This window comes from Bacillus smithii (assembly GCF_001050115.1).
In the GTDB taxonomy this organism is placed as follows: domain Bacteria; phylum Bacillota; class Bacilli; order Bacillales; family DSM-4216; genus Bacillus_O; species Bacillus_O smithii.
This window is the reverse complement of sequence record NZ_CP012024.1, coordinates 975,086-990,127: the sequence shown is the minus strand read 5'-3', so window position 1 is coordinate 990,127 and position 15,042 is coordinate 975,086. Positions and strand designations below refer to the sequence as shown.

Annotated in this window: 21 protein-coding genes; 8 read left to right on the top strand and 13 right to left on the bottom strand. The window is 39.7% G+C overall.

Annotation, left to right across the window (positions count from 1 at the left end; genetic code table 11):
- The first annotated feature begins 60 nt into the window (after nucleotides 1-60).
- On the top strand, nucleotides 61-573 hold the full coding sequence (locus BSM4216_RS04720) for a YjcG family protein (RefSeq protein WP_003353623.1): 513 nt from the start codon (nucleotides 61-63) through the stop codon (nucleotides 571-573).
- 4 nt (nucleotides 574-577) lie between these two features.
- Nucleotides 578-1,000, top strand: a complete 423-nt coding sequence (locus BSM4216_RS04715) for a GNAT family N-acetyltransferase (RefSeq protein ID WP_048622908.1) — start codon at nucleotides 578-580, stop codon at nucleotides 998-1,000.
- A 554-nt stretch (nucleotides 1,001-1,554) separates the two neighbouring features.
- On the opposite strand, the gene spoVIF is transcribed toward BSM4216_RS04715, so the two are convergent.
- The 5 genes from spoVIF to BSM4216_RS04690 form a co-directional block, all read right to left on the bottom strand.
- Nucleotides 1,555-1,818, bottom strand: a complete 264-nt coding sequence (gene spoVIF / locus BSM4216_RS04705; protein WP_003353626.1) for a sporulation-specific transcription regulator SpoVIF — start codon at nucleotides 1,816-1,818, stop codon at nucleotides 1,555-1,557.
- A 144-nt stretch (nucleotides 1,819-1,962) separates the two neighbouring features.
- Entirely contained in the window at nucleotides 1,963-2,127 is a 165-nt protein-coding gene (locus BSM4216_RS16175; protein WP_061778486.1) for a YjcZ family sporulation protein, read from the bottom strand.
- A gap of 84 nt (nucleotides 2,128-2,211) precedes the next feature.
- Nucleotides 2,212-2,568, bottom strand: a complete 357-nt coding sequence (gene spoVAE, locus BSM4216_RS04700; protein WP_048622906.1) for a stage V sporulation protein AE — start codon at nucleotides 2,566-2,568, stop codon at nucleotides 2,212-2,214.
- Between the two features lie 161 nt (nucleotides 2,569-2,729).
- On the bottom strand, nucleotides 2,730-3,200 hold the full coding sequence (gene spoVAC / locus BSM4216_RS04695; RefSeq protein WP_003353629.1) for a stage V sporulation protein AC: 471 nt from the start codon (nucleotides 3,198-3,200) through the stop codon (nucleotides 2,730-2,732).
- 16 nt (nucleotides 3,201-3,216) lie between these two features.
- A complete protein-coding gene (locus BSM4216_RS04690) occupies nucleotides 3,217-3,690 on the bottom strand; it encodes a YhcN/YlaJ family sporulation lipoprotein (protein WP_082142254.1) in 474 nt (157 codons plus the stop codon).
- 463 nt (nucleotides 3,691-4,153) lie between these two features.
- On the opposite strand from BSM4216_RS04690, the gene BSM4216_RS04680 reads away from it, so the two are divergent.
- Nucleotides 4,154-4,774 (top strand): MerR family transcriptional regulator, encoded by a 621-nt coding sequence (locus BSM4216_RS04680; RefSeq protein ID WP_048622904.1) that lies wholly within the window; start codon nucleotides 4,154-4,156, stop codon nucleotides 4,772-4,774.
- Nucleotides 4,775-5,867: 1,093 nt separating this feature from the next.
- On the opposite strand, the gene BSM4216_RS04675 is transcribed toward BSM4216_RS04680, so the two are convergent.
- The 4 genes from BSM4216_RS04675 to fabI all read right to left on the bottom strand — a co-directional run bounded on the left by BSM4216_RS04675 (nucleotide 5,868) and on the right by fabI (nucleotide 8,222).
- On the bottom strand, nucleotides 5,868-6,128 hold the full coding sequence (locus BSM4216_RS04675; RefSeq protein WP_048622903.1) for a hypothetical protein: 261 nt from the start codon (nucleotides 6,126-6,128) through the stop codon (nucleotides 5,868-5,870).
- Between the two features lie 131 nt (nucleotides 6,129-6,259).
- Nucleotides 6,260-6,502, bottom strand: a complete 243-nt coding sequence (locus tag BSM4216_RS04670; RefSeq protein ID WP_048622902.1) for a hypothetical protein — start codon at nucleotides 6,500-6,502, stop codon at nucleotides 6,260-6,262.
- A 597-nt stretch (nucleotides 6,503-7,099) separates the two neighbouring features.
- On the bottom strand, nucleotides 7,100-7,333 hold the full coding sequence (locus tag BSM4216_RS04660) for a hypothetical protein (protein ID WP_048622900.1): 234 nt from the start codon (nucleotides 7,331-7,333) through the stop codon (nucleotides 7,100-7,102).
- Between the two features lie 118 nt (nucleotides 7,334-7,451).
- Nucleotides 7,452-8,222: an enoyl-ACP reductase FabI gene (gene fabI / locus BSM4216_RS04655; protein ID WP_048622899.1), complete on the bottom strand. Its 771-nt coding sequence runs from the start codon at nucleotides 8,220-8,222 to the stop codon at nucleotides 7,452-7,454.
- A gap of 273 nt (nucleotides 8,223-8,495) precedes the next feature.
- On the opposite strand from fabI, the gene prpE reads away from it, so the two are divergent.
- Complete coding sequence (prpE, locus tag BSM4216_RS04650; protein ID WP_048622898.1) at nucleotides 8,496-9,236, top strand: bis(5'-nucleosyl)-tetraphosphatase PrpE; 741 nt, start codon at nucleotides 8,496-8,498, stop codon at nucleotides 9,234-9,236.
- Nucleotides 9,237-9,256: 20 nt separating this feature from the next.
- Here the strand turns inward: prpE and BSM4216_RS04645 are convergent, their stop codons facing one another.
- The 4 genes from BSM4216_RS04645 to BSM4216_RS04630 are packed head-to-tail and all read right to left on the bottom strand — an operon-like array spanning nucleotide 9,257 to nucleotide 12,088.
- Complete coding sequence (locus BSM4216_RS04645; protein ID WP_244878041.1) at nucleotides 9,257-10,174, bottom strand: RluA family pseudouridine synthase; 918 nt, start codon at nucleotides 10,172-10,174, stop codon at nucleotides 9,257-9,259.
- Between the two features lie 17 nt (nucleotides 10,175-10,191).
- Nucleotides 10,192-10,989 carry an NAD kinase gene (locus tag BSM4216_RS04640; protein WP_003353645.1) on the bottom strand — a complete coding sequence of 266 codons (798 nt, stop codon included), beginning with the start codon at nucleotides 10,987-10,989 and terminating at the stop codon, nucleotides 10,192-10,194.
- Nucleotides 10,986-11,657: a GTP diphosphokinase gene (gene yjbM / locus BSM4216_RS04635; protein WP_048622897.1), complete on the bottom strand. Its 672-nt coding sequence runs from the start codon at nucleotides 11,655-11,657 to the stop codon at nucleotides 10,986-10,988. The genes BSM4216_RS04640 and yjbM overlap by 4 nt, the downstream gene beginning before the upstream one ends.
- Nucleotides 11,658-11,713: 56 nt before the next feature.
- On the bottom strand, nucleotides 11,714-12,088 hold the full coding sequence (locus BSM4216_RS04630) for a UPF0738 family protein (RefSeq protein WP_082142253.1): 375 nt from the start codon (nucleotides 12,086-12,088) through the stop codon (nucleotides 11,714-11,716).
- A 101-nt stretch (nucleotides 12,089-12,189) separates the two neighbouring features.
- Here BSM4216_RS04630 and BSM4216_RS04625 point away from each other — a divergent pair, with 101 nt between their 5' ends.
- The 4 genes from BSM4216_RS04625 to BSM4216_RS04610 all read left to right on the top strand — a co-directional run bounded on the left by BSM4216_RS04625 (nucleotide 12,190) and on the right by BSM4216_RS04610 (nucleotide 15,021).
- Complete coding sequence (locus BSM4216_RS04625; protein ID WP_048622895.1) at nucleotides 12,190-12,768, top strand: CYTH domain-containing protein; 579 nt, start codon at nucleotides 12,190-12,192, stop codon at nucleotides 12,766-12,768.
- Nucleotides 12,769-12,788: 20 nt separating this feature from the next.
- Nucleotides 12,789-13,421 carry a lytic transglycosylase domain-containing protein gene (locus BSM4216_RS04620; protein ID WP_053083219.1) on the top strand — a complete coding sequence of 211 codons (633 nt, stop codon included), beginning with the start codon at nucleotides 12,789-12,791 and terminating at the stop codon, nucleotides 13,419-13,421.
- Nucleotides 13,422-13,771: 350 nt separating this feature from the next.
- Nucleotides 13,772-14,167, top strand: a complete 396-nt coding sequence (locus BSM4216_RS04615) for a globin domain-containing protein (protein ID WP_003353650.1) — start codon at nucleotides 13,772-13,774, stop codon at nucleotides 14,165-14,167.
- On the top strand, nucleotides 14,167-15,021 hold the full coding sequence (locus tag BSM4216_RS04610; protein ID WP_003353652.1) for a ClpXP adapter SpxH family protein: 855 nt from the start codon (nucleotides 14,167-14,169) through the stop codon (nucleotides 15,019-15,021). Before BSM4216_RS04615 ends, BSM4216_RS04610 begins: the two co-directional genes overlap by 1 nt.
- Nucleotides 15,022-15,042 lie beyond the last annotated feature (21 nt).

Genomic DNA, 15,042 nt, shown 5'->3' with positions numbered 1-15,042 from the left:
GAAAATTTGTTATAATAAACTACATATGTCTAATGAAGGCATAGCGAGGAGGATGAAAATATGAAATATGGAATTGTGATATTCCCGTCGAAAAAACTCCAAGATTTGGCCAATTCCTATCGAAAAAGATATGATTCCCACTATTCGTTAATCCCTCCGCATCTGACTTTAAAAGATCCATTTGAAGCGGATGAAGCCAAAATTAGCGAAATCGCACAAAAACTAAGCGGGATTGCCAAAAAATCAAAGCCCCTAACGTTGCATGTCTTCAAGGTAAGCTCTTTCCAACCGGTTAACAACGTCGTATATTTTAAAGTAAAACCGACGGAAGAATTAGAAAAACTGTATCAAGATATTCATGAACAATTTCCTGACGATGATACGAAATACGCTTTTGTGCCTCACATTACGATCGCGCAAGATTTATCGAATGATGAGCATTCCGATGTTTATGGATCGCTTAGGATGCTTGGCATTGATCATACAGAAACAGTAGACCGATTCCATTTACTGTATCAACTGGAAAACGGACAGTGGACAGTGTATGAAACATTCTTATTAGGAAAGGAATAAGCCCATGCAAGTGAAAGTCGTCGAAACAAAACATGAGCTTGAACAAGTCTTTCAAATTAGAAAAAAAGTATTTGTGGAAGAACAACATGTACCAATAGAAGAGGAAATCGACCAATACGAAAAGGAAGCAGTCCATTTTCTCCTTCTTCATCATGGAGATCCGGCAGGCGCCGGAAGGTTCAGGATAGTGGATGGCAAAGGAAAAGCAGAGCGGATTTGCGTTCTTCCTGAAACGCGCGGATCAGGTGTCGGAAAAGCGATTATGGAAGCCATCGAGGAATACGCTAGAAGCCAAAACGTTCCGGCATTAAAGCTTAATGCCCAAGTCCATGCCATCCCTTTTTACGAAAAGCTTGGATATAAAGTTGTCTCCGAAGAGTTTATGGATGCCGGAATCCCTCATAAGACAATGCTGAAAGAATTCTGACCTGATAAGTTGTGTCAAACACCCTATCCGAGCACTGCAATCGCTTCCTTCTTCATTTCAACGCACAAAAAGTGAATACTATCTATAGTATCCACCTCCCATTATGTGCAGCGCCCTCTAAACGGGTGCCTCGTTTATGTATGATGTCAATGAACGTCATGGATGTCCGGCATTTTACCAACGTAAATCGATCTTTTTTCTCATATCTTGTTCTTTTTCTGTCATGGTACTAGAATGTTTTTTCTTTTTTGGCAACGGTAGTTTTTTATCAAGCATCTTCTGAAACGGGGATTTCATTTTTATAGGATGAATGCTTTGAATTTGATAAGGCCGTGCCATTTGATTTCTAATCCGTTCATGATACTGGATAGTATGAAACGAAAGATTAGGATTGATATAGCCCACAATCATTCACTTCCTTTTCTATAGTGGGTGCCGCAAATCCATAAAACGGGGGATGCTGCCCCCGTCTATGTTCGATCACTGTTTATATATAACATTCCAAAAATTCAATTATTTTTCAATGTTTTCATCACTTAGTGGCAGTCAGCAAGTTATTTCCCTGACTTTTTGTTCATCATTTGGGAAATTGTATTGAAATCTAATTTTTTCCCATCTTTTATAATCGTTCGAACAATTTTATCCTCCATTTCTTTGGAAACAGGTTTGTTCGCGATTTGTGAAACTCGGCGGATGACATGGCGAACGGTTTTTTCATCTCGAAAATCAGCATTTTGTAGAGAATTTGCCAATTCAAAGACATCCTTCATATTGACGCCTGTTTTCTTTTCGATATTCTTAAAAAATTGATTATCCATTTTCTCTACCGACCTCCTTTTGGCTACTGCTATCATATTCAACCCTTAGCGTTTCGTGCACCAAAAGAAAGCCTGAATTCCTCAACAATTGAAAAAGCAGAGAGCCAGTTGCCCTCTGCCTTTCCATATAGGTGAACCCATTAATTAGCAGAAACTTGCGCCAACTATGATTAATAAGATGAAAAGCACGACGATTAGCACAAACGTAGAGCCGCCAAAAAAACCACCGTAGCCATAGCCGCCGTAGCCGCCACAACCGCAGCCACCAAAGCCGCCGTAGCCACCGTATCCTCCAAATCCGAAGCCCATGATCGTCACCTCACTTTGTGATTTCATTAATAACATATGTGGAGGTGTACGTTCTTGTATAGGCTTTTGCCACGAAAGTTTTGATTATCCCTTTGGTTTAAATAGCAGTGCACCGATAAATCCAAAAATGACGGCAGCGGAAATTCCTGAACTCGTTACTTCAAACATTCCTGTTAATACCCCTACAATGCCGTGACGTCTTGCCTCTTGCATCGCTCCTTGTACAAGTGAATTGCCAAAACTGGTAATCGGAGTAGTGGCACCCGCACCGGCAAAATCGATCAACGGTTCATACAGTCCAAATCCGGACACAATAGCACCTAAAACAACCAATAAACTCATCGTATGACCCGGCGATAATTTTGCAACGTCAAAAAGAAGCTGACCGAGAACACAAATCGCTCCACCGACGACAAAAGCCCAAAAGTACATGGCGATCATATGGATCACTCCTTTTCTGTTCAATTTGTTATGTCGCTTTCATCGGCCAACGCCTCTTACGGCATTTGTGAACAATGAAATCGTATGGTTCATCTTTATTTTTGCGGTGTAAAGGCGCCTAAAAATAGGCAGATCTATCGAACTTGAATGTTTCATCCTTATTACAAAACGCCGAATTTGAACAAAAGTGTTTTAATTAAAGCGATCACAAAGGCTGAAAAAACACCGAACACAATGACCGATCCGGCCAATTTAAACATATTGCCGCCTACTCCTAGAACGAATCCTTCAGTTCGGTGCTCAATGGCTGCAGAAATAACTGAATTTCCAAATCCTGTAACCGGAACCGCGCTTCCTGCGCCTGAAAATTGACCGATTCTATCATAAACCCCAAATCCCGTCAGGAGCATCGACAGGAATACAAGGGTAGCAACGGTCGGATTTCCCGCTGTTTGTTCTGTAAAATCGAAGAAGTAAATATAAAAATACGTGATCGCTTGTCCGATGGCGCATATCAGCCCTCCTACGAAAAAAGCCCGCACGCAATTTTTTAACACTGGTCTTTTCGTTTCATATTTTTTTTCAATTTCTTCATATTCCTGTTGAACCATGGTTTTTTGCTGTTTCGGCATTTGAATACTCCTTTCTTTATGTAAGTTCTTTTGACAGTTTTATTATTTTCCGAAAACGCTTGTTGGCTTCTTTTTTGGATATTTTTCCTGCATCTAAATCTTCCTTCAATCTAACGGATTCCAAAAATATTTTATAGTCGCTTGAGACAACGAAATGATCGTGTGGATATTGTTTCTCAAGTCTCTCTTTTAAATTCTTTTCGATGGTTTTCATTTTAAATCTCGACAAATGCCTTACTTTATAAGCAACCAGTATATCCTTTTTCCCTTCCACCACAGAAACATCATAAATTTCATTCATCCGGCTGACTTCTTTTTTAATGACAGCTACTTTCTTAGAGGAAGAGTCGGATAATTTTATCGGTTCGGGATCCGTCGTTTTCATCAACGCCAATTGACTGTCTTTTGTGTGATTGCTGCCCATGCCGCCGCATCCGGAAAGACAAAGGAAAAGAACAAATATGGCCATAATTCCTTTTACGATGTTCATAACGTCATCTCCTCAACATTGCTTGTTAACTAAGTCTTATTTTTTTCCAAACCCGTTATTTTATAATGGAAATGGTTAACAACTATAAGATCCGCATCTTGTAAAAGCCATGTTCTCCCATCACGACTAACAATGAGTGCACTGTGGTTGTTCAAATAATCCAATTGATCATAAAAAATGGTTTTGAATTCAGTTCACTTACATGACAAAATCCATGATTGGATCCTGGCTCATTAAATAATGGATAACTCAATGGCTAAATTCATTAATGAGGATGAGCTACTTAGTTTTATTATGAACAAAGAAAAAACTGTTTTCGTTCTAGGCGAGAAAAACACACAATTAAAACATGAATTGTATAGATTACAAATGAGTTGGATAAAGGTTGAAACGAGATTGTGTGATGACTTTGAAGGACACGATATGACCCGTGTTGAATATGTGTATCCGAGGGGATTGGGACATGAATAGCGATAATGTAGGGAAAGAATACAGTACTAAAGATATAGCGAATATGGTCGATATAGCGGAATCGACGGTAAGAAAATATGCACAAGCATTGGAAAAAGCAGGTTATAGATTCAGGAAAACCGAGAATGGATCCAGGATCTATACGGATAACGATGTGTTTGTTTTCAAAGAAGTAAAGAGTTTATCTAAAAAAAGTGCTGTGCCAGTGGAACGTATGGCGAAAATGATCGTAATCAATCAGAAACAAAAAATACAAAGTGAAGCGGAAGGCGAAACACTTAAACAAGTCCAGTCAAATCAACAAGAATCAAGCGATATAACACAATATGATAACCGATTCAATGAGTTAATGAATCAATTGGATAAACTCAACATGATGGAAGATATAGTAAAAGAGCTTCGAGAACTCAATGAGCTCAATAGACAATTAACGGAACGATTTCAAGAACAAGAAATATTCATCAAAGAGTCATTGGAGAAACGTGATCGACAACTCATGAAATCATTGAATCAAGCTTTAGAAATCAGGAAAGCTAGAATCGAAGCCGCCATGGCAGAAAAAGAGAAACAAAAAGGTTTTTTTTCACGTTTGTTTTCCAAAAAACGGAAATAAAAATAAGAAGACCGAACTGATTGTGAATCGACATTCAAAAATTTAAGAAATATGTGTCTTAAATGAGGAACACAAGCGGGATTTTCTTTCGTTATGTGTATAAATGACTTGCTAAATGCAAAAATTCCGCTTCATTTTTGGGGACAGATTCGGGGATCTACCGCTCAAAATCAGAAGGAAAAATTTCTTTTGCTCATTTTAAACGTTGAATAATGAGGTTGCCAGGGCAACAGTATGCTGCTCTTCAACCTCTTTTTCAACACTGCCAAAATAATCCCTTGAGTTATTGGAAACAATAACTATATATTATAGACGATTTTGTTCCAATCCAGCGCCAATAAAAATGAGTTTTTAATTTATTAGATATGTGACACTGCCTTCTTATTGAATGTTTGGTAGCACTCTCATTTTAAAGGAGATCCTTCGTGCAGGGCTATTTTTATGCTGATCTCATTTTATCTGGCACCACGGGTGATTTAATATTTTTTTATTGGTTTTTTATAACTCACTCTCAAGAAGATCAAAACGTTTACTCCAAAATTTCTCAAAAAAAGCAGCCGTTCTGTAGCTTGAAATAATGATGCGGTATTTAAGCAACACGTGTGAGTTTTTCCATTTACAATCTTATGGACTAATTCGCTCGCTCTAAAATCTTCACTTGTTTTGAAATAGAAGCCAAAAACAGATCAAACGGTTTCGCTAGTAGCTGTCCTACTTTCAGAAACAGCTAATGCATAAAACTTTCATTTAAATGATCATCTTTATTATGGTTAACCAATTAGTTAAATATAACAGATATCACACCTATATTAAACCATTTGGTTAAAGAGAAAGAATTCATTCTTTCAAATTCAAACAGCTTTCTTCAGATACAAAAAGATAGTTAGGTTTAGGTTCAAATTTGCATTAATTGTCGAAATGATAGACTGATAGCAATATTATTTTTCGAATATTCAAATAAACGCTTCGGCAAAAAGCCGCATTACGTTCAAAAGTCGTATCAAACTAAATGATCCCATTACCCAAAAATAATCTCTAACCATACTTCAGTAAATCATGATTTCTTTTCTCCTTCATGATTCACCCTTTCTTTTTATTTTAAAAACACAGCGCCAATCCATAAAAGGACGGTGGCACAAATATCCATGATCATCTCTTTCTTTTTGTTCGTTATCACCGCCACCATTAAGTCTACCAGCGCCACTAGCGACAATAAAAATAGTTGAATAGAGATACTGACTCTTAAAAGCCCGCCAATGAAAAGAATAAGCGCGCACACAATCCCTATGTTATATTCGTCGTATTTCTTTAAAAGTTTGCTTTCTTTTATCTTTTTATCCATCTTTTTATCCATTATCCTTCTCTCCATTTTCTGCTTGCTTATTGCCTGAGGAGCTGTTATTCCTCTAAATATTTCCCTTTTCCTATCGTGCCTTTTTCAATTGAATCATGATCATATGCCACAACAAAAAACTTTAGTAGGGATCAAACCGCCATTGCAAAAATATTCGTAACGAACACCTTTTTCATCTTTGTAGGAAACAACCATATAATAAGTCCCTTTTTACTGTCATAAACCATCTTTTTAGATCCTATCCGGTCGGCATATCCTTTTTCCTCGATATGATCCATTATGGTTTTTTGTGCTGCAGCTTTTTGAAAGTAAAACTTGTCCGTTAGAAAACCTCCTCCGATCAGGATGAGAAGCACGAGCATAAGGCCCTTCATTTTTGCTCTCCATCCAAAAATATCCTTTTATTCCAAAATAAAATAATATTATCATTTTATTATAAAGCAAAAAACGAATAGGAGATAAAAACGAAACTACTATGTATGCTTTTTCTTTTTCTTATTCTTTTTATGTTTTTAGAGTTCTTTTAACGAATTCTCCGTTTCTGCCTATTCAGACTTATCTTCAAAACCTTTTAATTTCTCAAATAAAAAAGATTCACCCGGCGGCGAATCATCGCATGATTGATTCCTTATTTTTTGCTGCGTCTCAAATCTCCCATTCTTAAGATATAAGCCAGTAGATTTTTTCTTGCATGCCGCTTCATATGATTTTCCTTATTTCTCCATAAAAAAGCCTCCTCAATCGTAAACAGAATCATTTGTTTTCTTTTTCTGTCTACCTTGAGGGGATCCAAACAGACAGGTTTTTATTTCGATTTATCTTGATACTTTCGATCCTTTTTTAATAGAGTGCTCCGGTAAAGGATTCTACTATTTTCAATGAATGAATGCTGACTGAAAATTTTTAAGTAGGCTATCTGCTCCATTGGACGATTCCTCATTTGATTACTTTCGTTTGATGTCTGTGTGGCATCATCCGCTATGATGATTAGAATCGTCTTTATGGTCATCCAATTTGTCCGCTTTAACGAAGGTATTGTCCTGTTCTTTTGCCGCGTTCAAGATAGGTGGTTCTGCAACAGTCTCGTTCCTCTGTATTTCCATCGTGTACTGCTTTTGCATCGGAGTGTTCGGCAGGGGAAATTTAGGCTGACTGATATACAATAATGGCGGTCTCGACTGTTTGATTCTTTGGCTTTGTTCCATTCTCAACCCTCCATTCTGATCGAACCTTTCTTATTGTATGCTGCGACCGCCCATTTGTTGATAAATAAAAAAGCTGGCTTGAAAAGAGCATCCTTTCCAAGCCAGCCCATCGACTCGATTAAAGCGCCGTAATATGAAAACCAGAATCCACATGTATATTTTCGCCGGTGATTCCACGTGACATGTCGCTGAATAAAAATACAGCCGTGTCGCCAACTTCTTCTTGTGTAGTAGTTCTTCTAAGCGGCGAGCGTTCTTCAATAACTTTTAAGATCGAGTTAAAGTCGCTGATCCCTTTTGCCGATAGCGTACGAATAGGTCCTGCCGAAATCGAATTGACACGGATTCCATATTTCCCTAAATCCGCAGCCAAATATCTCACGCTTGCCTCCAAAGCTGCTTTAGCCACACCCATCACATTATAGTTGGTTACCACTCGTTCACCGCCTAAATACGTCATTGTGACGATGCTTCCACCGTCTGTCATCAACTCTTTCGCTTCTCTGGCGACGGCGGTTAATGAATAAGAAGAGATATTTTGAGCGAGAAGATATCCATCTCTGGAAGTGTCCACATAGTCTCCGCTTAAATCCTCTTTATTGGCAAAGGCAATGCAATGCGCAAGACCATGAATGACCCCGACGCGATTTTTTATTTCCGCGAAACATTTTTTAATATCTTCGTCATTGGTGACATCACACGGCAAAACAAGCGAGTCCTCGTTTAAAGATTCTGCCAGTTCCTTCACGCTTTTTTCCAAACGTTCTCCTGCGTATGTAAAAATAAGACGCGCCCCAGCTTGATGAAGGGAACGAGCAATGCCCCATGCGATGCTCCGCTTATTCGCGACCCCCATCACCACAAACGTTTTTCCTTTTAAAAGATCCATGTTCCGTTTCCTCCTAATACAAGTTATTAGAACCTGATAAAAAGTTTAGCATGTTTCCATACAGAAAAAAAGCCCTGATAAAAAGGCTTCCGGATTCTGCATGTGAATCAAAAAACACTGCGTTCTATCCGTTTTCCTTATTGCTTTTTCAATTCCTTTCTTTTTCCACGTATTATGTTTTATTTTGAATAATGAAAAAAGACGAAATATGTACTTCTCAATGGACAAAAAGGAAAGAATAAAAAGAAACACGACGACTTGGGGGAATTGAAAATGAACATCGATATTATTGGAGACATTCATGGGTGCTTTCAAGAATTGGTAGAGCTGACCGAAAAACTTGGATACGACTGGAAAAAAGACATTCCTGTCCATCCAAAGGGAAGGGTGCTTTCATTTGTTGGAGATTTGACGGACAGGGGGCCTCAGTCTCTGAAAGTGATAGAAACAGTCTACCTGCTTTGGAAACAAAAACTTGGTTATTATTCGCCAGGCAACCACTGCAACAAGCTCTATCGCTACTTTCTCGGAAATCGTGTTCAAATTTCCCATGGGTTGGAAACGACTGTAGCCGAACTGAAGGCTCTCCACGAAAAAAATGCCGCCCATTATCGGCGCATGTTCATGGAACTCTATGAAAATGCCCCTCTTTATCAAATTCTAGACGAAAGCCAATTGATCGTCGCTCATGCCGGCATTCGTGAACAAGATATTGGAAAAAACAATCAACGCGTCAAAACTTTCGTCTTGTACGGCGACATTACCGGTGAAAAACATGCGGACGGAACTCCCGTTCGCAGAGACTGGGCCAAATATTATCGAGGAAAAGCCTGGATTGTTTACGGACACACTCCTGTAAAAGAACCACGAATTCTTAACCGAACTGCCAATATCGATACAGGGGCTGTATTTGGCGGAGCCCTCACCGCTTTTCGTTGGCCCGAACTCGAAACGGTGAGCGTTCCTTCGACGATGCCCTTCGTCCCCGAAAAATTTCGAGAAACGCTGGATTAACTCTTGAGATTCCACTGAGACTAGAGGTCGATCTTAGTATGGAAAGCAAGAATTTGTTTCATATCCAACGGCAACGGTTCACTAAACTCCATATCCTTTTGGAATACAGGATGGTGAAATTGAAGATTGGCGCAATGGAGCGCCTGTCTTGAAATGAAGCTCGTATTCCCGCCGTAAAGATCATCCCCCAACAGCGGATGGCCGATAAAAGACAGATGGACGCGAATTTGGTGCGTCCGCCCGGTGTCCAGTGTCAACTGGACGTGGGCGAATTGGTCGTATTGCCTAAGTACTTTGTAATGTGTACAGGCATACTGGCCATCTTCTCTTACAGTGCGTTCAATAATGCTCGACTCTTTTCTTCCAATGGGCTGTTCGATCGTTCCTTGTTGGTTTAAAAAAATCCCTTCCGCAAGGGCTTGATACGTTCTTTTCACCCCCTGCCTTTTTTGCATTTCGCTGAAAAGATGATGAATATGGCGGCTTTTCACCGCCAGCACCAAACCAGACGTATGGCGGTCAAGCCTTGTCACAATATGGGGAGCCGCCTGAATCCCTTTCTTTTCATAATACCCCAATAGTGCGTTTGCAAGGCTTCCCGATGGATGCTCCCGGGAAGGAATCGTATTCATTCCTGCAGGTTTGGAAATCACGAGTAAGTATGGATCTTCATACACAATCGAAAGCGGAATGTTATCTGCCTGCAAACTTTCAGATGGCGTTTCCGGGGGAAATACGACAATCAGTTGCTCCCCTTTTTTCAAGCGATAGCGAACATTTTGCTCCTTGCCATCAACCATTATTTTTCCACCCGAAAATTTGATTGCGGTTAATGCTCGCTTGGAAATATGCTGTTTTCCTAAAAATTCTCTAATGAGAAGACCATCGGCATCTTCATGGATGACCCACTCAAGCTTGAAAGGCATAAAGGTTTTCATATTGCTCCTCACCGTTGTTAATCTTCGGAAATAAAAGAATCACGCACCCGCTTCCAAAACGGAAAAGGGCGGAAACGGGCAAAACGGATCGTTTCATTCGCTACCCGATATTGAATCGATTTAACATCCTTATGTAGAAGCGTTAAATGATCGATGGTAATCAAAAAATCCATTTTATTAACCGGCTTTAACATACAAGTATGATGAGAAGGCAAAATAAGCGGAGAGCCGACTGTCCGGAATACCCGATTATTAATGGAAGCCATTTCTGCAATTTGAATCGCCCTGATAGAAGGATGGATAATGGCTCCTCCCAGCGCTTTATTATACGCTGTGCTTCCCGAAGGGGTCGATACGCAGAGTCCGTCTCCCCGAAAGCGTTCAAAATGGGATCCTCTGATTTCCACATCCATCACTAAAGTACCGTCCACGCTTTTCACCGTCGATTCATTCAAAGCCAAGTATCTCGTTTCTTTTCCTCCGTGCTGGTAGCGAATAATGATTTCAAGAAGGGGATATTCGACCACTTGAAAGGGGGTTCTTGCGATCGCGATGACCAGTTTTTCGATTTCTTCGGGAACCCAGTCGGCATAAAACCCCAAATGTCCCGTATGTATTCCGACAAAAGCCGTTTTGGAAAGCCTTGAACTGTAGCGATGAAAAGCATACAGCAGCGTGCCGTCTCCCCCTACTGAAATGACAATATCAGGCTGGTTATCGTCATAGGTTAAATCAAAATCCTGCAAATACGTTCGGATTTTGTGCATAAGCGCATTGGACTTCGCATCTCCTTTGGACGTGATCGCAAATTTCATTTTTCTGTCCCCCCTTTTTGATCCGATATTTTGTCATTGTGATCCTTTTTCGCTTCTTTCTTCTTTGTGAAAAAAGCCTGGGCTTCTTGAATTTCTTCTCGAATTTGCGACATTTCCTCATCCAATTGAAAGGCTGCTTCGGCCGCTCTCTGCAGCCTCATTTTGATTTCTTTCGGAAAACGGCCTTTATATTTATAATTTAAAGAATGCTCGATCGTAGCCCAGAAATTCATGGCCAACGTACGAATTTGAATCTCGGCTAAAATCTTTTTCTCTCCATAAATCGTTTGGACGGGATATTCGATGATCACATGATAAGAACGGTAGCCACTTGGTTTTTTATTTGAAATATAATCTTTTTCTTCTACAATCGTAAAATCTTTTCGCATCCGCAAAAGTTCTACCACTTTCATAATATCGTCCACAAATTGGCACATCATCCGCAAACCAGCTATATCCTGCATTTGCGTTTCCAATTGATCCAGCGGAATCCCTTTTTGATTGGCTTTATCCAAAATGCTGGCGATCGGTTTCACCCGCCCGGTAACAAACTCAATAGGAGAAGGAATGTTCATCAATTCAAATTGTGACCGCAGCCCTTTCAGTTTCACCTTCAGCTCATCTACAGCTTGCTTATAAGGCGCTAAAAATTGATCCCAGTGATTCACTTTCTTCACCTCACAAGAGGAAAATATTCTTTTCCCCTATTCTATATAACCGGCCGTTACTTTTCGAAAAAAACAGATTCTACTTTTGCCACCATTTCTTCTCCATAATTGCTGTTTCCTTCTATGTTGTGGATTAAATAGGAAAGTTCATCAGAAAATTGAGTTAATTCCAATATTTCTCCTTCAATATCGGCTTTCACTGCTGCGTCCGTTTGCAGCGCTTTATGTAAATCCGCCCAAACAGGCTCGTGTATGTAAAGATATATATATTCGTCTTTATCTTCCGCCAAATAAATAAAAGCGAATTGATCGGAATCGACGATCATTTGTCCGCTTGCTTTCAAAGCAGGAAAAGTCTCCTTTTGATCGGTTTTCAGAATGAGATTTTTTCCATCCCATTCGGACTTTGTAAAGTGAATTTTCTTTCTCATCTTTTGTCTCCCTTCCAGGACTTTTGATGCAATCATTGATGTTTTTCATGATTCAAGACATAATTATATTATCATTTTTTAACGGAAAAGAGGAATGTTTCATGCCTAAGCAGCTAGAAATTGAGTTTAAAAATCTGTTGACCGAAGAGGAATTCCATCGTTTGGCCGACCGTTTCCGCGTCAGCCAAAATGACTTTTTTTCGCATAAAAACCATTATTTTGATACACCTTCTTTTTTATTAAAAGAAAAGAAAATGGCTTTGAGAATTCGCGAAACTAACAACCATTTTGAACTTACATTAAAACAGCCTTACGAAAAAGGCCTTCTTGAAACCAATCAAACTTTAAATTCGGAAGAAGCGACCATGATGCTGACTTCCGGCATGATCCCCGATGGAGAAGTGAAGTCGGCATTGATTCAATCTTCTGTTCCACTTTCAGAATTAAAATGCTTCGGCACTCTGACTACTTGCCGTGCTGAAATTCCTTACAAAGATGGCATTCTCGTATTGGACAAGAGTTGGTATTTAAATACTCAAGATTTTGAGCTAGAATATGAAGTAGAAAATTATGATGTCGGAAAAGAAAAATTCTTATCACTATTGCAGCAATACGGTATCCCGGTCAGAAAAACGGAAAATAAAATCAAACGTTTTTATAACGCACTGATGTCGAAATAACGAAGCAAGGAGGAAGGATTATGGTCAATAACAATTGGTTGGGGCTTATCACGCAATTGAACGCTCTTGGCAATATCGCCTCTTCTCCCGTTCAATCCATGTCGTCACAAACACTTTTTCAAGAGGAACCGCTGAATTCATTTGGCGTCATTTTCCAGGAAGCGTTAAAAGAAGGCTTGGAAATCATAGAAGATTATGAGAACCATCATTCGGCTCCTCCTTTGATCACTAAGCCCGGCGCAGATGTGATCGCTTCTACAAACGATTCTTCTGTAAAAACGGATTTTGATGAATACATAACGAAAGCGGCTGAAACGTACCACGTTCCGAAAAAACTGATTCAAGCCGTCATCAGGCAAGAGTCTAATTTCAATCCAAACGCCGTCAGCCCTGCCGGCGCAATGGGATTGATGCAATTGATGCCCGCAACGGCAAGGTCGCTTGGAGTCAGCAATCCAATGGATCCCGAAGAAAATATTTTTGGGGGAACCAAATATTTGCGGCAGCTTCTCGATCGCTTTGACAATAATATTGAGCTTGCTCTAGCCGCTTATAACGCCGGTCCCGGAAACGTAGAAAAATACGGAGGCATCCCGCCGTTTCAAGAAACAGAAAATTATGTACGCAATATTGCTCAACAATTTTATGCATAATATATAATATAAATCCGGCATGACAGTTTCCATCTTCTTGAACAGGATATGAAAGAGATTGAGCATCTATTCGACCTTATTTCAGAAGCTGGGAGCTGAAATCTATCGCCGGTCTTTTTTCCGCTTTTCCACTAAATGTGATATACTATTTTTGAAAAATGTTTATCTTTTTGCAATTTGTATGTGCTTTTATGTGCAAATACGTTGCGGCGAAACTTAGGTGCATTTTGAACGCCAACGTTGATGAGGGCACCGAACCCACCGTTAAAAGCTATTTGTTTGAGTTCTCTTTCTATCACTGATACAATAAGCTTAAAATACTAACACTAAGGATTGAAGGAGCCTGAATAATGGTTGAAAATGCGGTAACGCCTTATGATGTCATCGGTGAAAAGAAACTTTCCGATTTAGTAGACGCTTTTTATGCCAATGTGGCTAAAGACCCTGATTTATCCCCTATTTTCCCTGATGACCTAACCGAAACAGCCAGAAAACAAAAACAATTTTTGACCCAATTTTTAGGGGGGCCTCCTTTATACTCTCAAGAACATGGACACCCCATGTTAAGAGCGCGGCACATGAATTTTCCGGTTACACCGAAACGTGCAGAAGCCTGGCTCAATTGCATGAAAAGGGCAATGGATAAAGTGGGACTGGCGGGGGAATTTCGTGAATTTCTCTTAATGCGACTGACGCTGACGGCCCATCATATGATCAACACACCCGAAGAACAAGGTGAAGTATAGTGGAACAAATATTTTTTTTCCAAAATTGCTGCAGCAAAGAAAAGAAACCGCTGGAAATCTACTTTTTTATTGATCCGTTGTGTCCTCAATGCTGGGCGTTGGAACCGATTTTAAAGAAACTGCACATTGAATATGGACAGTATTTTCGTCTTAGACACATATTAACGGGAAAATTGACAGCATTAAATATCGGCAAAAAAAGGCATGAAAACATGGCCCAATATTGGGAAAGAACAGCAAGCCGGACGGGGATGTCCTGTGACGGAACTCTCTGGCTGGAAAATCCTATTTCCTCTCCTTATATCGTTTCTGTAGCCATTAAAGCAGCCGAATTGCAAGGCAGAAAAGCCGGAAGCCGATTTTTAAGAAAGGTGCAAGAACGATTGTTTTTAGAAAAACAAAATGTGACGAAGATGGATGTTCTTGTACAAAGTGCAGAAGAAGCGAATCTCGATGTAGAAGAATTTAAAAACGATTTGCATGCCGATCCGGCAGTAAAAGCTTTTCAATGCGATTTAAAAATCACCTCGGAAATGGAAGTAGATGAAATTCCAACTTTGGTGTTTTTTAATGAGAATATCGAAGATGAAGGAATTAAAGTTACTGGAACTTATCCATATGAAATTTATGTTCAAATTATCCAAGAGATGCTGCCGGAAACGCCTGAGCCTTTATCTCCACCCCCGCTCGAAGTATTTTTGAAACATTATCAATTCGTGGCCACTAAAGAAGTGGCTGTTGTCTATGATTGGGAGACGGCCGATGCTGAAAAAGAGCTTAAGAAGCTTATGCTTCAAAGAAAAGTGGAAAAAATACCTGCAAAGCACGGGGTTTTTTGGAAATATATCGGTTAAAAAGCAAGTGTTCTTTTACAA

What these genes read in the sequence shown, in the direction of transcription:
- BSM4216_RS04720 (WP_003353623.1), top strand. Translation starts at nt 61, where the DNA reads ATGAAATATGGAATTGTGATATTCCCGTCGAAAAAACTCCAAGATTTG.
- BSM4216_RS04715 (WP_048622908.1), top strand. Translation starts at nt 578, where the DNA reads ATGCAAGTGAAAGTCGTCGAAACAAAACATGAGCTTGAACAAGTCTTT.
- spoVIF (WP_003353626.1), bottom strand. Translation starts at nt 1,818, where the DNA reads ATGGATAATCAATTTTTTAAGAATATCGAAAAGAAAACAGGCGTCAAT.
- BSM4216_RS16175 (WP_061778486.1), bottom strand. Translation starts at nt 2,127, where the DNA reads ATGGGCTTCGGATTTGGAGGATACGGTGGCTACGGCGGCTTTGGTGGC.
- spoVAE (WP_048622906.1), bottom strand. Translation starts at nt 2,568, where the DNA reads ATGATCGCCATGTACTTTTGGGCTTTTGTCGTCGGTGGAGCGATTTGT.
- spoVAC (WP_003353629.1), bottom strand. Translation starts at nt 3,200, where the DNA reads ATGCCGAAACAGCAAAAAACCATGGTTCAACAGGAATATGAAGAAATT.
- BSM4216_RS04690 (WP_082142254.1), bottom strand. Translation starts at nt 3,690, where the DNA reads ATGAACATCGTAAAAGGAATTATGGCCATATTTGTTCTTTTCCTTTGT.
- BSM4216_RS04680 (WP_048622904.1), top strand. Translation starts at nt 4,154, where the DNA reads ATGAATAGCGATAATGTAGGGAAAGAATACAGTACTAAAGATATAGCG.
- BSM4216_RS04675 (WP_048622903.1), bottom strand. Translation starts at nt 6,128, where the DNA reads ATGGATAAAAAGATGGATAAAAAGATAAAAGAAAGCAAACTTTTAAAG.
- BSM4216_RS04670 (WP_048622902.1), bottom strand. Translation starts at nt 6,502, where the DNA reads ATGAAGGGCCTTATGCTCGTGCTTCTCATCCTGATCGGAGGAGGTTTT.
- BSM4216_RS04660 (WP_048622900.1), bottom strand. Translation starts at nt 7,333, where the DNA reads ATGGAACAAAGCCAAAGAATCAAACAGTCGAGACCGCCATTATTGTAT.
- fabI (WP_048622899.1), bottom strand. Translation starts at nt 8,222, where the DNA reads ATGGATCTTTTAAAAGGAAAAACGTTTGTGGTGATGGGGGTCGCGAAT.
- prpE (WP_048622898.1), top strand. Translation starts at nt 8,496, where the DNA reads ATGAACATCGATATTATTGGAGACATTCATGGGTGCTTTCAAGAATTG.
- BSM4216_RS04645 (WP_244878041.1), bottom strand. Translation starts at nt 10,174, where the DNA reads ATGAAAACCTTTATGCCTTTCAAGCTTGAGTGGGTCATCCATGAAGAT.
- BSM4216_RS04640 (WP_003353645.1), bottom strand. Translation starts at nt 10,989, where the DNA reads ATGAAATTTGCGATCACGTCCAAAGGAGATGCGAAGTCCAATGCGCTT.
- BSM4216_RS04630 (WP_082142253.1), bottom strand. Translation starts at nt 12,088, where the DNA reads ATGAGAAAGAAAATTCACTTTACAAAGTCCGAATGGGATGGAAAAAAT.
- BSM4216_RS04625 (WP_048622895.1), top strand. Translation starts at nt 12,190, where the DNA reads ATGCCTAAGCAGCTAGAAATTGAGTTTAAAAATCTGTTGACCGAAGAG.
- BSM4216_RS04620 (WP_053083219.1), top strand. Translation starts at nt 12,789, where the DNA reads ATGGTCAATAACAATTGGTTGGGGCTTATCACGCAATTGAACGCTCTT.
- BSM4216_RS04615 (WP_003353650.1), top strand. Translation starts at nt 13,772, where the DNA reads ATGGTTGAAAATGCGGTAACGCCTTATGATGTCATCGGTGAAAAGAAA.